A 13,812-nucleotide genomic window follows, 5' to 3' on the forward strand; every position below is an offset into this window, starting at 1 on the left:
TCGACGGAATTGTGGTTCTCGCTTTCACGAGCGGCCGATTCGTTATAAAATCGGAAAAATGAACATTCGGCTTGCGGATAGGGAATTGCAGACAAAGTTCGGAAATTTCTCAGAGGTTCTGTATTACGATGGGATCTGCGAGTCGATCGCGCTCGTTATGGGCGAGGTTGAGGGGCGGGAAGGCGTGCTTTGCCGCATCCACTCAGCTTGCATAGGCGGGCATGTATTCAACAGCATCGAGTGTGAATGTGCTGACGAAATGGCTGCGGCGCAAGCTGCGATCGAGAGAGCGGGTTCCGGCGTGATCATCTATTTAGATCAGGAAGGAAAGGGAAACGGACACCTTGCGCTGATGAAGAGTATTCCGTTCAAAAAGGCTGGCTTGAGCCAGGCCGATGCATATAAGAAAGCCGGTTTTGAGGCTGATGCACGGAGTTTTCGGCCCGCTGCAGAAATTCTCGCTGATATGAAAGTCAAGTCGGTCGTTTTGCTTACCAACAATCCTGAGAAGGCTGAGGACCTGAGGAGAGCTTCGATAAATGTTGCCGGAACAAAACCAACCGAAAACTCAAAATGATATTTTCCGATATAGTACTCTCTCAGAAGCTCGAACGGACCGAAGCTCGCGCAAATGCGGATTTCGTTGACACGCGGGCCCGGCTCGATCCTGCCAATGGTGCCGCGTGGATCGAGGTTGGCGGGGCGTACGCGATGTTCGACAGCCCGGAATCGCCGCTGACGCAGACTTTCGGGCTGGGCATTTTTGAGGGAGCCACGGACGAGCATCTTGACGAGATCGAGGCCTTTTTTTTGAAGCACAACGCACCTGTCTTTCACGAGGTCAGCCCGTTAGTGGATTTTTCGCTGATGGAATTACTTAGCGGCCGCGGTTACCGGCCTATCGAACTGACGAGCGTAATGTACCGCGAGCTCGATGCAGCCATCGAAAAACGTGAACGAATTCCGGGCCTGGCCACGCGTGTTATAGACGAGAACGAAGTTGAGCTGTGGGCAAAAACCTCTGCCGACGCATGGACGGCCGAGCACAAGGAACTGGGCGATTTTATGTTCAATTTCGGCTCGGTCAGTGCCTCATGCCGAGGGTCTTATCCCTATATCGCCGAGCTCAATGGTCAGCCGATCGCGACCGGCATGTTATTCATCTATGACGACGTCGCGATGTTGGCCGGAGCGAGCACGATCGTTAGTGGCCGCAATCAAGGTGCCCAAACCGCTCTCCTCGAAGACCGTCTCCAATTCGCTGTATCCAAAGGCTGCAGCCTAGCAATAATGGGTGCCGCTCCAGGCAGCCAATCACAAAAAAACGCCCAGAAAAATGGCTTTCAAATCGCGTATACCCGTACGAAATGGCAGAAAATAGGTTAGAATGGCGTGCTAATTCCATTCGTGAAAACCTATGAAACGATGTCCTGAATGTAGACGGGATTATTACGACGATACGCTGCTCTATTGTCTCGACGACGGGAATGCGCTTCTCGAGGGCCCGGCGACGGCGAAGTCAGAACCGGGCGCGATAGCGACTGGGTTCTCAGCCGACGAACCGCCAACCGTGATACTCCACTCGACCGCCGCATCCGGCGAAGCTCCGACTCGTGCGCAGATACATACTACTGAACAGACCGCCGTTTTTCCTCGTGGAGCGGGGGCGGAGCCTCGGGGATCTTTGGGTGGGCTTTCGGAAAGGCACAGCCTTTCCGCACATCGAGCGGCGAAGCCGCTGGTCGCCGTTGCACTCGCGGCTGTTGTTCTGATCGGTGGATTCTTTGGTTACAAATATTTCGCTCCAACAAAACAGATCGAATCGATCGCCGTGATGCCGTTTGTTAATGAGAGCGGGAATGCCGAAATTGAGTATTTGAGCGATGGAATGACTGAATCGCTTATCAGCAGTTTGACTGAGATCCCTAACCTGTCCGTCAAAGCCAGGAGTACGGTTTTTTACTACAAAGGCAAAGAAAAGTCGGTAAAGGAAGTGGGCGAAGAGCTGGGGGTCGAGGCGGTTTTGCTTGGCAGAGTTAGTCAACGGGGTGACGATCTGAAGTTGACCTTGGAGTTGGTTGATGCGAAAAAACTCGATGCGATCTGGAGTCAAACCTATAACCGCAAGATGAACGATCTCGTTTCCTTGCAAAGCGAGATCGCCAAAACCGTTTCGGATAAACTTCGTTTGAAATTAACGGCGAACGAACAGGAGCGAGTAAGCAAAACTAACACGACCAGTTCCGAGGCACAGCAGCTTTACCTAAAAGGGCGTTTTCATTGGAACAAACGAAATACCGATGACTTTCAAAAAGCAAGAGAGTATTTCCAGCAAGCGATCGCTGCTGACCCGAACTATGCCCTCGCCCAAACGGGACTCGCCGATACGCTGGCTTTGATGCCGTATTACGGCAATTTCAGGCCAAGCGAATATATGCCGCTTGCAAAACAGGCGGCACAGAAAGCCCTCGAAATTGACCCAAATCTGGCGGAAGCACATGCCTCGCTCGGTCAGATCTTGACCAACTATGATTATGATCTTAAAGGTGCTGAGAGAGAGCTAAAGAGAGCAATCGAACTCAATCCGAAGTATCCGTCAGCTTATCAGTGGCTTGCAGAGGTCTATCATTTTTCGGGAAATGGCGACCAAGCGATATCGGAGATAAATAAAGCTATTGAACTTGACCCGTTGTCGATGGTCATAAATAACCAAAAAGGTAGAGTGATTGATTTTGGAGGCAAGCGGGACGAAGCAATTGCTCATTTTAAGAAAACCATTGAGTTGTTTCCGGACGCAGCGAGTCCTCGCAATAACCTCGCCGACGTTTATGAAGCCAAGGGTATGTATCCGGAAGCCATTGAGCAGCGCCTTATACAACTAAAACTACTTTTTGGCCTTAGTCCAGAAACCATTAAAGACCTCAAACTAGCTTTTGAAAAAGGCGGCTATAAGGGTTTTGTGCAAAAGCAAATAGACATTCAATTGGACAGTCAGAGATCAAGTCTGGAGAAGGATAAAAATGCTTATCTGCCAGCCTTTCGAATTGCGGAAACCTATGCCCGTCTTCAGGACAAAGATAAAACGTTTGAATACCTGAACAAAGCGTATGATCAACGCGAACCACAGATCGCGGAACTCAAAATTCGAGTACCATTTTATTCTCTACGAGACGACCCGCGATTTAAGGAATTGGTCAAGAAAGTTGGGTTTCCCGAATAGAATCTTATGAAACGATGCCCTGAATGCGGTAGAGATTACAACGACGATTCGATGAGCTTTTGTCTTGATGACGGCTCCGACTTGCTCTTCGGCCCGGCGTCGATGGACGAGCCGGCGACAGCGATCTTGCACTCGACGGCTGCCCCAGGCGAGGCCCCGACTCGTGCGCAGATCAATACGACTGACCAGACTGCGGTCTTACCGCCTGGGGTAAGCGACGCAGCAAAACGCGGCTTCAATAAGCGGCTGCTTGCCGTACTTATTTTGCTGATCATTGTTTGTGGAGCGGTTTTCGGCGTCTATAAGTTAATCAATTGGCGGGGAACGACGGAGGGATTCTCAAACACGGCTAATATGAGGATCACCCGAGTGACGGCGACGGGCAAAGCGAACCGAGCCGCCATTTCGCCGGACGGCAATTATATCGTGCATTCGATGGACGACGCGGGAAAGCAAAGCCTCTGGATCAGGCAAACGGCGACCGGCAGTAACGTACAAATACTCGCACCGGCGGCAGTGAACTATTGGGGCATCACATTTTCCCGGGACGGTAATTATATCTATTTCGTATCCAGGGACGTCGGAGCGGGCACCGGAACCCTTGCTCGCATTCCCGTTCTTGGCGGCGCACCGGCCACCCTGATCACGGATGTCGACAGCCCGGTAACCTTTTCCCCGGATGGCCAGCAGTTGGCATTTTTCCGCTGGAACCAACGACGCGACGAGAACACCGGGCTGTGGATCGCAAACTCCGACGGCACCGGCGAAAGACGGTTGGCGTTTAGAACGAGGCCGGAGGGCCTGTTAGGAGCACCGGCCTGGTCGCCAGACGGCAAGGTCATAGCCTGCGCTGTGGGCGGGCTCGAACCCACTGGGGGGTATATAACCGCGGTGGCGATCAGCGTTGCTGATGGCGTAGAAAAAGCGTTTACCTCTCAGCGTTGGAGCATGCTGGGAGCCAGCAACGGCCGCCTCGGATGGGTCGGTACCGACAGTCTGGTGATGAATGCGCCGGAGCAGGGCAGCGGCGATAATGCTCAGCTCTGGCAGATCTCATACCCGGGCGGGCAGACGCAGCGGCTCACGCGCGACCTTAATGATTATGACGATGTCAGCCTCACCCGCGACGGCAGCTCACTTGTCACGTTGCAGTCCGATCGACAAACGAATCTGTGGCTCGCGCCCGAGGGCGACGCACGCCAGGCCCGGCAGCTTACATTTGGCAAGGGCAGCGAGGGCGAAGGGCTTTGCTGGACACCGGATAACAGGATCGTATATGTCTCGCAGGTGAGCGGAAACCAGGAGATCTGGATCATGTCGGCCGCGGGCGGCGATCAGAAGCAGCTGACCAATGATCCGCAGGCGGACATACTCCCCGCCGTCTCACCTGATGGACGTTACATCGTTTTCTTATCCGGCCGCACCGGGACCCTAAGCCTTTGGCGGATGAATATGGATGGCAGCGGCCCGAAACAGTTGTCCGGCAAGGAGGCTCGTATCTTCCAGCCTCTTATCGGAACTGACAGCCGTTCGGTTATCTTTCGGGCAGAGGACAATAACACGTGGAAAGTGCCTATCGAGGGAGGAGAGCCCGAGCCGGCCAAGGCCGGAGATGCAGAAGGACGCTGGGCGGGTCTGAATTATTCGCAAAAAGACGCTGACGGGATCGCCCGCCGAAACCTGACCGTCTGGCAAGGAGGCGAGCCGCAGCGTTTTGAAATTCCCCAGACGGCCGCGAACATCTTTCCACGATTTCGTTCCGACGGACGTGCTGTCTACTATGTTGACGCCCCGACAGGTGTCTCAAATATCTGGAGCTTCCCGTTGGATGGCGGCCAGCCTAAACAAGTCACTAACTTTCAATCGGAACAGATCTTCGCCTTTGCCTACTCGCCCGACGGAAAACAGATCGCCGTCACGCGTGGGTCGCAAACTAACGACGTCGTGCTGTTAAAGGATTTTAGATAATAGAGTGATGCCCGACCGCCATTAAATTTTATGAAACGATGCCCTGAATGTAGGCGGGATTATTACGACGACACGCTGCTGTATTGTCTTGAGGATGGCAATGCTCTCGTTCAAGGCTCGGTGCCATCGCCCGATGGTTCACCCACGGCGATATTGTCAGAACCGGGACCGATAGCGACTGGGTTGTCACCGGACGAACCGCAAACCGCGATCCTGCACTCGACCGCGGCTCAAGGCGAGGCTCCGACGCGGGCTCAGATATTGAATACCGATGCGACAGCAATACTTCCCAACGCTATCGACAAGTCGCGCCCTAAAACCGCATCGCGCAGCAACTCGCTGATAGCAGGCGTGTTGGGGATAATTCTAGTTACCGCTCTCGGCGTCGGCAGTTACCTGTATTACGGACGCAGTTCAGCCAAACAGATCAATTCCATCGCGGTGATGCCGTTTGAGAATAGGAATTCGGATGCCGACACGGATTATTTGTCTGATGGTTTGGCGGAATCGGTGATGAATCGGCTTTCGCAGCTGCCGGATCTAAAAGTAAGTCCGACGAGTTCGGTGATGCGATACAAGGGTAAGGAAACCGATGTTGCGAAGATCGCCTCCGAACTTGGCGTGGATGCGGTGATGACCGGACGCATCACCCAACGCGGTGAAAACTTGACGATCAGCGTTAATCTGGTTGATGCCCGTGTCAACAAGTTGCTGTGGGGCGAGCAGTATGAACGGAAACTGTCGGAATTATTGACCACCCAACGCGAGATCGTCACCGAGATCGTGAGCAAACTGCAGCTAAAACTATCGGGCGAAAGCGAGCAAAAGCTGGCCAAGAAATACACCGATAACAACGAAGCGTATCAGCTTTATCTGCAAGGTCGTTACCATTGGAACAAGCGGCAGATACCTGAATTTGAAAAGGCGATCGTGTTTTTTAAACAAGCCATCGAAAAAGACCCGAACTTTGCTCTGGCTTACACCGGATTAGCCGATACTTATGCCTTGTTTCCCATCAACGGCGATTTCAGACCGAAAGAGTATATGCCGCAAGCCAAGCAAGCGGCACTCAAGGCTCTCGAACTTGATCCGAACTTGGCGGAAGCCCACGCATCACTTGCAGTAGTCCATAAAGACTATGGATATGACTTTGCAGGTGCAGAAAAAGCATTCAAACGGGCGATCGAACTTGATCCGAATTACGGATCTGCTCATCAATGGTATGCCGAACTATTAACCGCCAGCAGCCGGCACGACGAAGCGATCAGGGAAAATTCAAGGGCACTCGAACTCGATCCGTTTTCATTACCGTTCAATGTGGGTATGGTAGAGAATCTGCTGCGTGCCGGACGATTTGACGAAGTGCTTTTACAAAACAAGAAGTTCAATGAGCTCTTTCCGAATGATACACGTTTTCAAGCTGTCAACGTTAGTGTTTATGTAGCTCAAGGCAAATATGATCAGGCTGTCGAAGAGAGCCTAGCTAATGCCAAACCCGAAAATATTGCAAAATTGAAAGAAGCCTACGAAAAAGGCGGCTGGGATGGTTTCGGGCGGATGCGGCAGGAAATACGCCTCGAAGAACTAAATACCAAACAGGCAAAAGACCCCAATGGATACGTTAAAGCCATGGATTTTGCCAACGCATATTCTTTGGGCAAAGACAAAGATAAGACGATCGAATATCTGAACAAAGCGTATGACGAGCGTTTCAATCAACTGATCAACCTAAACATCAATAAAAGGTGGGACTTCGTGCGAGACGACCCGCGATTTAAGGAATTGGTCAAACGAGTCAGGATCCCGGAATAGAAGTCCATGAGGTTCTGCAGTAGTCAACGTGTCATTTTGATTTTGCTCTCAGGTCTATTCGCGGGCCTGGTGGCGGGCAGCGCAAATGCCCAGCAAGCGTCTCAGAATCCGTCGCCGATTACCGATACTACGCGGCCGCATCCGCGGATTGAAAAGGTCGAGGTTTCCGGGCGTCGGACGGAACTCGCCGCTCTGAAAGGTGCGGTTCTGTTTGCCGGGCCAAACGTAAGGAATGACAAACCCGTGCCGCTCATCATCCACTTTCACGGCGTATCGTGGTTGATGGAGTATCACATCGCAAAGCACTTTCCGAAAGCGGCATTGATAACCGTCAACCTCGGTTCGGGTTCGCGGGTCTACGGCGAGCCATTTACCGAGCCCGAAATGTTTCAGCGGCTGATCGACGAGGCAAGCAGCAAACTGGATCTAAAGAAAGGCTGGTCCTCGATAACGCTCGTCGGATTCTCGGCGGGATATGGCGCGATACGGGCGATACTCCGGCAGGATGTGAATTTCCTAAAGGTGGACAATGTGCTGCTGCTCGACGGCATTCACGCGAGCTATGTTCCCGAAGGAAAGCGCCTCGCCGACGGCGGCGTGATCAAGACTGACGATCTGGATTCGTACGTGAAATTCGCCCGCGAGGCGGTTGCCGGCAATAAGAACTTCATGATCTCGCACTCCGAGATATTTCCCGGTACATATGCCAGCACGACTGAGTGTGTCGATCACTTGCTCTCAACTCTCGGGCTAAAAAGGAAACCAAAGCTCAAGGCCGGCCCCGTCGGCATGCAGCAGTTGAGCGAGGTCGATGTGAGAGGTTTTCATATACGCGGTTACGCCGGAAACACGGGTGCCGATCACGGCGATCAGCTGCAGGCGATGCCGGAATGGCTGATATCATTGAAGATAAAATAGCGATATGACGGACACGATACAACACGACGACGGACGCGTCGAACTGAGAGACGAAGCACTTCGGGAGATCGAGGGCTCGTCTCTATATAACGAAGACCTCGCTCCGGTTCCGGTCGCGAAACGAGATTGGACGACGTACAACTACGCCGCACTTTGGATCTCGATGGCACACTGCATACCGACGTATATGATGGCGTCGGGGTTGATCTCGGCGGGCATGAACTGGTGGCAGGCTCTGTTTACGATCTTGCTTGGGAATGTTATTGTGCTCGCTCCGATCCTGCTCAATTCGCATCCCGGCACGAAGTACGGCATTCCGTTCCCGGTATTTGCACGTGCGGCGTACGGGACTGGTGGCTCGAATCTGCCGGCGTTGATGCGTGCGATCGTCGCCTGCGGTTGGTTTGGCATTCAGGCGTGGATCGGCGGGCAGGCGTTGCAGACGTTCTTTGCGGCGTTCATTCCGGGTTGGGCGACGCTGCTGGGGCCGGTAATCGGCGGACACACGCCGACCGAGTGGCTTTCGTTCCTGATCTTTTGGGCGATGAACATTCTCATCATCTATAAGGGAATGAACCTGCTAAGGATCGTCGAAAACTGGGCCGCTCCGTACGTGCTGGTAATGACGGGCATCCTGCTCGCGTGGATTCTATATCAGGCGGGCGGCATCGGATTTCTTTTGCACGAACCGGGCAAGCTCAATACGCTCAGAGATTTCTGGCCGGTGTTTATCCCAAGCCTCACGGGAATGATCGGCTTTTGGGCAACACTGTCGCTAAACATGCCCGACTTTACGCGGTATGGTAAAAGCCAGCGTGAACAGGCCATCGGCCAGACCGTGGCATTGCCGACGACGATGGTGGTCTTTGCCGCGATGGGCATCTTGATCACGTCCGCGGCCGTCGTGGTATTTCCGCATATGAATCCGGCGGACGCATGGGATCCGGTCAAACTCGTCGGACAGTTCTCACAGCCGGTGGTCGTGGCGATCTCGATGTTTACCGTCGTCGTCGCGACGCTGTCGGTCAATATCGCCGCCAACGTCGTCTCGCCCGCGAATGATTTTGCCAACGCTTTTCCGAAACTCATATCGTTCCGCACCGGCGGGTTGATAACAGGTATTATCGGCATTTTAATGATGCCCTGGAAGCTGCTTGCCGACCCGAGCGGTTACATTTTCGGCTGGCTCGTCGGCTATTCAGGCGGTTTGGGATCGATCGCGGGTGTGCTGATCGCGGACTATTGGCTTGTTCGCCGGAAAGATCTGAACCTCGGCGACCTTTACCGCAGCCACGGCAGCTATGGCGGATGGAATTGGCGTGCGATCTTTGCGACGCTTTTAGGTTGCTTTTTTGCATGGATAGGGTTGATAATTCCAAGTCTCAGAACGCTTTACGACTACGCGTGGTTTGTCGGCTTCGGTGTTGCGTTCTTTGTCCATTGGGGACTGATGGCTGCATTGCCGCCGAAAGATATTCATCGCCAAGACGCAGAGGGCACGGAGTAGAGAGCCTTTGTCTTTCCGGTGAGGCGATCAATAAGCCTCAGTGATCTCCGCACTTATGTGGTGAGAAACTTATGAAGTACCAAAGAGTTAGAAATTTTTTTAACGGTCAGTTTGTCGAAAGTGTTTCGACGGCCGACCTCGACGTTATTTCGCCGATCGATGGTAATTTGCTCTCGACCGTGCCGATGTCTACGACTGAAGAGCTTAGTCGGGCCGTCGCGTCCGCTAAAGCCGCTGCCGAATCGTGGGGCCAGCAGCCGATCAAGGAGCGAGTCCAGGTCTTTTTCCGCTATCGCAATCTGCTCGAGAAAAATTCGGATGAACTCACAACCCTGATCGCGGAGGAAAACGGCAAAACGTGGGACGAGGCCAAAGCCGAGGTCGATAAGAGCATCGAGCTGACCGAATTTGCCTGTTCGATGCCGCAGCTTGTTTCTAATGAGGTTTTGGAGGTTAGCCGCGGCGTCGAATGCCGGATCGAGCATTTTCCGGTCGGCGTTGTCGCGTCGATCGCACCGTTCAACTTTCCGCTGATGGTGCCCAACTGGACGATGCCGAACGCACTCGTACTTGGCAACACGATGATAATGAAGCCTTCCGAGCTTGTGCCGCTGTCGGTCATTCGCATGGCCGAACTGCTCCAGGAGGCGGGCCTGCCTGACGGCGTTTTCAACATCATCAACGGCGGCAAGGACGTTGTCGAGGGCATCTGTGCTCACCCGGACATCGAGGCGGTCAGCTTTGTCGGTTCGACCAAGGTCGCGAAGCTCGTCTATCAGCAAAGCACGCACAATCTGAAACGCTGCGTCGCTCTCGGCGGTGCCAAAAATCATCTTTTCGTGCTGCCCGACGCAAACCCGTCGATGACAGCCTCGAACGTAACCGCGTCAATGTCTGGCTGTGCCGGTCAACGCTGTATGGCGGCGTCGGCGATGCTGGCGGTCGGCAACGTCGACCCGATCATCGACCAGATCGTCGTTGAGGCACGCAAGATCATTCCGGGCAAGAATCTCGGTGCGGTCATTTCCAGAGCGGCAAAAGAAAGGATAGAGGGTTATATCACCCAGGCCGAGCGCGACGGGGCGAAAATTCTCGTTGACGGTCGTGGGACAGTGGTTGAGGGTAAAGAGGGCGGCACGTACGTCGGCCCGACGGTCATCGACTACGTCACGCCCGATATGTCGGTTGCGACCGAGGAGATCTTCGGCCCGGTCATCTCGATCATGCGGACCGGTACGCTTGATGAGGCACTTAAGATCGAGAACGCCAATCCGTACGGCAACGCCGCTGCGGTCTTTACGCAGAGCGGCGGCCTCGCCAGATACGTCATGGAACACGCCAGTGCGGGAATGATCGGCGTCAATATCGGCGTGCCCGTGCCGCGAGAACCGTTCTCGTTCGGCGGCTGGAATGATTCGCGTTTCGGTGCGAGCGATATTACCGGCAAAAGCTCGATCCCATTCTGGACCAAGCTCAAAAAGACGACGACAAAATGGAACCCGGAGGCGGGCGTCAATTGGATGAGCTGATACCCTGTGCGATAGTGTTAACGTCCGTTTTTCCCGAGATCGCGAACAAGTTTAGAGAGTCGTAACGCGGCTCGTATTTTCTATAGATTAAGGAGCCTTAAATTAGATATGTCGAAAATGGTTACGATAAAGTTAGTAATAGTTATCTGCTTAGCGGTGGTTGCCGGATTTATTTTTAATATAGGAAGGTCAAGCGCTCAAACGAATCAGGTTGAGACCGCCGGGCAGAAATTTAAGAGTATTAAGGTCCTTAACGATATGCCTGCCGATCAGATGGGTAAGGTCATGAATATGATCTCGGCCTCGCTCGGCGTGAATTGTTCGTTCTGTCATGCTTCGAACGATGCGGACTATGAAAAAGAGGGCTTTGAACACAAAGACACCGCCCGAAAGATGATCAAAATGGTGTTTGATCTTAACAAAGCCAATTTTAATGGCCGTCCTGAGATCAACTGCAACTCGTGCCACAACGGCAAGTCGCATCCGCAGCCAAGCTTTCCGCTCGCTCCAATGCCCCAACCAGAACCGCGTCCGGCGCAGCCTGCGGTTAAGCCGACTGCGGATCAGATCATCACAAAATATTTGACGGCCCTTGGCGGAGCAGAAAAGCTGGCAAAAGCAAAGTCACGAGCGATCACCGCGACCCGCGTCGAGCCCGATGGTAAGACGACCGAAGCCGAAACGATCTGGCTGAGTGATAAAGCCTATCGGAGTGACACTATGTACGGTAAATCTGTCGTGACCGAGATATTCGACGGCACGGACGGAAAGAAATTTGGAGATGCCGCCCCGATCGAACTGAAGCCGGACGAAGCGGAGCAGATCAAACGCGAAGGCCAGCTCTTTTTCCCGGCTAATATAAAAACGATCTATCCAAAATTGGAATTTCGAGCTCTCGAAAAGATCGACGGCCGCGAGGTCTATACCGTATTTGCAACGACCGCGAATAACCTGAATGAACGGCTCTCGTTTGATGTTGCGACCGGATTGCTTGTACGTAGAACCGTTTCATCGCGTACCTTATTCGGCAATTTTGTTTATCAGGTCGACTACGCCGATTACAAGGATTTCGGCGGGATCAAGATGCCGGCGACCACACACTACGCGATGCCGCACATTCGCTGGACCCGAAAGCTTGGTGAGGTGAAAATGAACGTGCCGGTCGATGCATCAAAATTTACCTCAGCAAAATAGGGGAAGAATTATGTCAAGAATCATCAAATGCGGATTGATCCAGGCACACAATGTAGCCCCGACTGATGCTCCGATCGCGGAGATCAAGAAAGCGAATATTGATAACCAGATGAAGTTCGTCGAGGATGCCGCTCGGCAGGGCGTCCAGATGCTTTGTTTTCAGGAGATATTCGCAACGCCGTACTTTATGGCGGAGCAGCAGACTCGTTGGTACGATGCTGTTGAACGCGTGCCTGACGGGCCGACTGTCCAGCTCATGCAGGACGTTGCGAAGCAGTTTGGAATGGTTCTCGTGGTCTCTGTTTATGAGGAAGAGATCGCAGGTATCTACTACAACACCGCGGCAGTGATCGATGCCGACGGAAAGTATTTGGGCAAGTATCGTAAAACGCACATTCCCCACGTCGCTCCCGGGTTTTGGGAGAAGTTCTACTTCCGTCCGGGCAATCTTGGTTATCCTTGTTTCGACACCGCATTCGCGCGGATCGGCGTTTATATTTGCTATGATCGGCACTTCCCGGAAGGTGCGAGGTGTCTCGGCCTGAACGGAGCGGAGATCATTTTCAATCCGTCTGCAACAGTTGCCGGGCTTTCGGAATATCTCTGGAAACTCGAACAACCTGCTCACGCAGCTGCAAATGGATATTTCGTCGGGGCTATCAATCGTGTTGGGGTTGAAGCTCCTTGGAACATTGGTGAATTCTACGGCCAAAGCTATTTTTGTGATCCTCGCGGGCAGATCATGGTCGAAGGCTCACGCGACCAGGACGAGCTGATCGTAGCCGACCTTGATATGGACAAGATCAAAGAAGTCCGCAATACGTGGCAATTTTTCCGCGATCGTAGGCCCGATGCTTACGGCCCGATAGTTGCCGGCTGATAGAGATATGAATTTTTATCGAATAATCGCTTTCGTTTTTTTGATATCCATCATTTCGATAAGCGGGGTTGCGCAGACTAATAAGGCCATCGCCTCTGAATTGCGGGGTCACCTCAACCGTCTGTCAAAAAATGTCGGCAATGAAAAAGCACTCGATCGGGAAAACAAGCTCTTAAAACAAAAACTCATCAAGTATGGAAAGCGTGCTTCGACGTTGAAGTATAGTTTCAGCGAACTTGATGGGCAGATGTACATTGCAACCTCTAAGGACGGTAGATTCCGGATATACTCGTGGGATACCAAAACTGGCGGCACGATGAAGTTCTTTGACGGTATTTATCAATATAAGAACAGCCGTGGAAAGGTCTATTCAAAGCCGTATCAGGCCTCGCGTGATTTTGCTGCCAGAGGTTTTTACTCGCAGATATTTGAGGTTAATACCGGAACTGGGAAGGCGTACCTTGCTAACTCAAATCTGATCTTATCGAATGCTATGATGCACCAAGATCTGGAAGCTTTTGCGATCGAGGGAGCAAAGCTGAACACTGATCTACGTCTGATCCGCACAACGACCGCGATGAGAAACTCCGTAGGATTTGACTATGATTTTTTCTCCGTAGTTGACAGGCCCGAGCGACCAGTCAAGCTGTTTTCGTACGATGAAACGAAAAAGCAGTTTAGTTTCCCGATCGTATTGAAAGACAAGAAATTCCCGAACGGCGGCAGAGTGACGAATAAGTTTATTACCTATCGGTTTAACGGAAAATACTTTGTAAAGATCTAG

11 protein-coding genes are annotated in these 13,812 nt (G+C 52.7%); all 11 read left to right on the forward strand.

Annotated features, from left to right (window positions below):
- Positions 1 to 58: 58 nt before the first annotated feature.
- Positions 59 to 577 carry a GTP cyclohydrolase gene (locus IPG22_12385; GenBank protein MBK6589083.1) on the forward strand — a complete coding sequence of 173 codons (519 nt, stop codon included), beginning with the start codon at positions 59 to 61 and terminating at the stop codon, positions 575 to 577.
- On the forward strand, positions 574 to 1,386 hold the full coding sequence (locus tag IPG22_12390; GenBank protein ID MBK6589084.1) for a GNAT family N-acetyltransferase: 813 nt from the start codon (positions 574 to 576) through the stop codon (positions 1,384 to 1,386). Before IPG22_12385 ends, IPG22_12390 begins: the two co-directional genes overlap by 4 nt.
- 31 nt (positions 1,387 to 1,417) lie before the next feature.
- Positions 1,418 to 3,220, forward strand: a complete 1,803-nt coding sequence (locus IPG22_12395; protein MBK6589085.1) for a tetratricopeptide repeat protein — start codon at positions 1,418 to 1,420, stop codon at positions 3,218 to 3,220.
- Between the two features lie 6 nt (positions 3,221 to 3,226).
- Positions 3,227 to 5,188, forward strand: a complete 1,962-nt coding sequence (locus tag IPG22_12400; protein ID MBK6589086.1) for a PD40 domain-containing protein — start codon at positions 3,227 to 3,229, stop codon at positions 5,186 to 5,188.
- A gap of 30 nt (positions 5,189 to 5,218) precedes the next feature.
- Entirely contained in the window at positions 5,219 to 7,000 is a 1,782-nt protein-coding gene (locus tag IPG22_12405) for a tetratricopeptide repeat protein (protein MBK6589087.1), read from the forward strand.
- 6 nt (positions 7,001 to 7,006) lie between these two features.
- Positions 7,007 to 7,918: a hypothetical protein gene (locus tag IPG22_12410; GenBank protein MBK6589088.1), complete on the forward strand. Its 912-nt coding sequence runs from the start codon at positions 7,007 to 7,009 to the stop codon at positions 7,916 to 7,918.
- A 4-nt stretch (positions 7,919 to 7,922) separates the two neighbouring features.
- Entirely contained in the window at positions 7,923 to 9,425 is a 1,503-nt protein-coding gene (locus tag IPG22_12415; protein MBK6589089.1) for an NCS1 family nucleobase:cation symporter-1, read from the forward strand.
- Between the two features lie 71 nt (positions 9,426 to 9,496).
- Positions 9,497 to 10,954, forward strand: coding sequence for a CoA-acylating methylmalonate-semialdehyde dehydrogenase (locus IPG22_12420; protein MBK6589090.1), 1,458 nt, complete (start codon positions 9,497 to 9,499; stop codon positions 10,952 to 10,954).
- 117 nt (positions 10,955 to 11,071) lie between these two features.
- On the forward strand, positions 11,072 to 12,148 hold the full coding sequence (locus IPG22_12425) for a c-type cytochrome (protein MBK6589091.1): 1,077 nt from the start codon (positions 11,072 to 11,074) through the stop codon (positions 12,146 to 12,148).
- A 10-nt stretch (positions 12,149 to 12,158) separates the two neighbouring features.
- A complete protein-coding gene (locus IPG22_12430) occupies positions 12,159 to 13,028 on the forward strand; it encodes an acyltransferase (protein MBK6589092.1) in 870 nt (289 codons plus the stop codon).
- A gap of 7 nt (positions 13,029 to 13,035) precedes the next feature.
- Complete coding sequence (locus IPG22_12435; protein MBK6589093.1) at positions 13,036 to 13,812, forward strand: hypothetical protein; 777 nt, start codon at positions 13,036 to 13,038, stop codon at positions 13,810 to 13,812.

The sequence above is a fragment of the Acidobacteriota bacterium genome (assembly GCA_016703965.1).
Taxonomy (GTDB): Bacteria; Acidobacteriota; Blastocatellia; order Pyrinomonadales; family Pyrinomonadaceae; genus OLB17.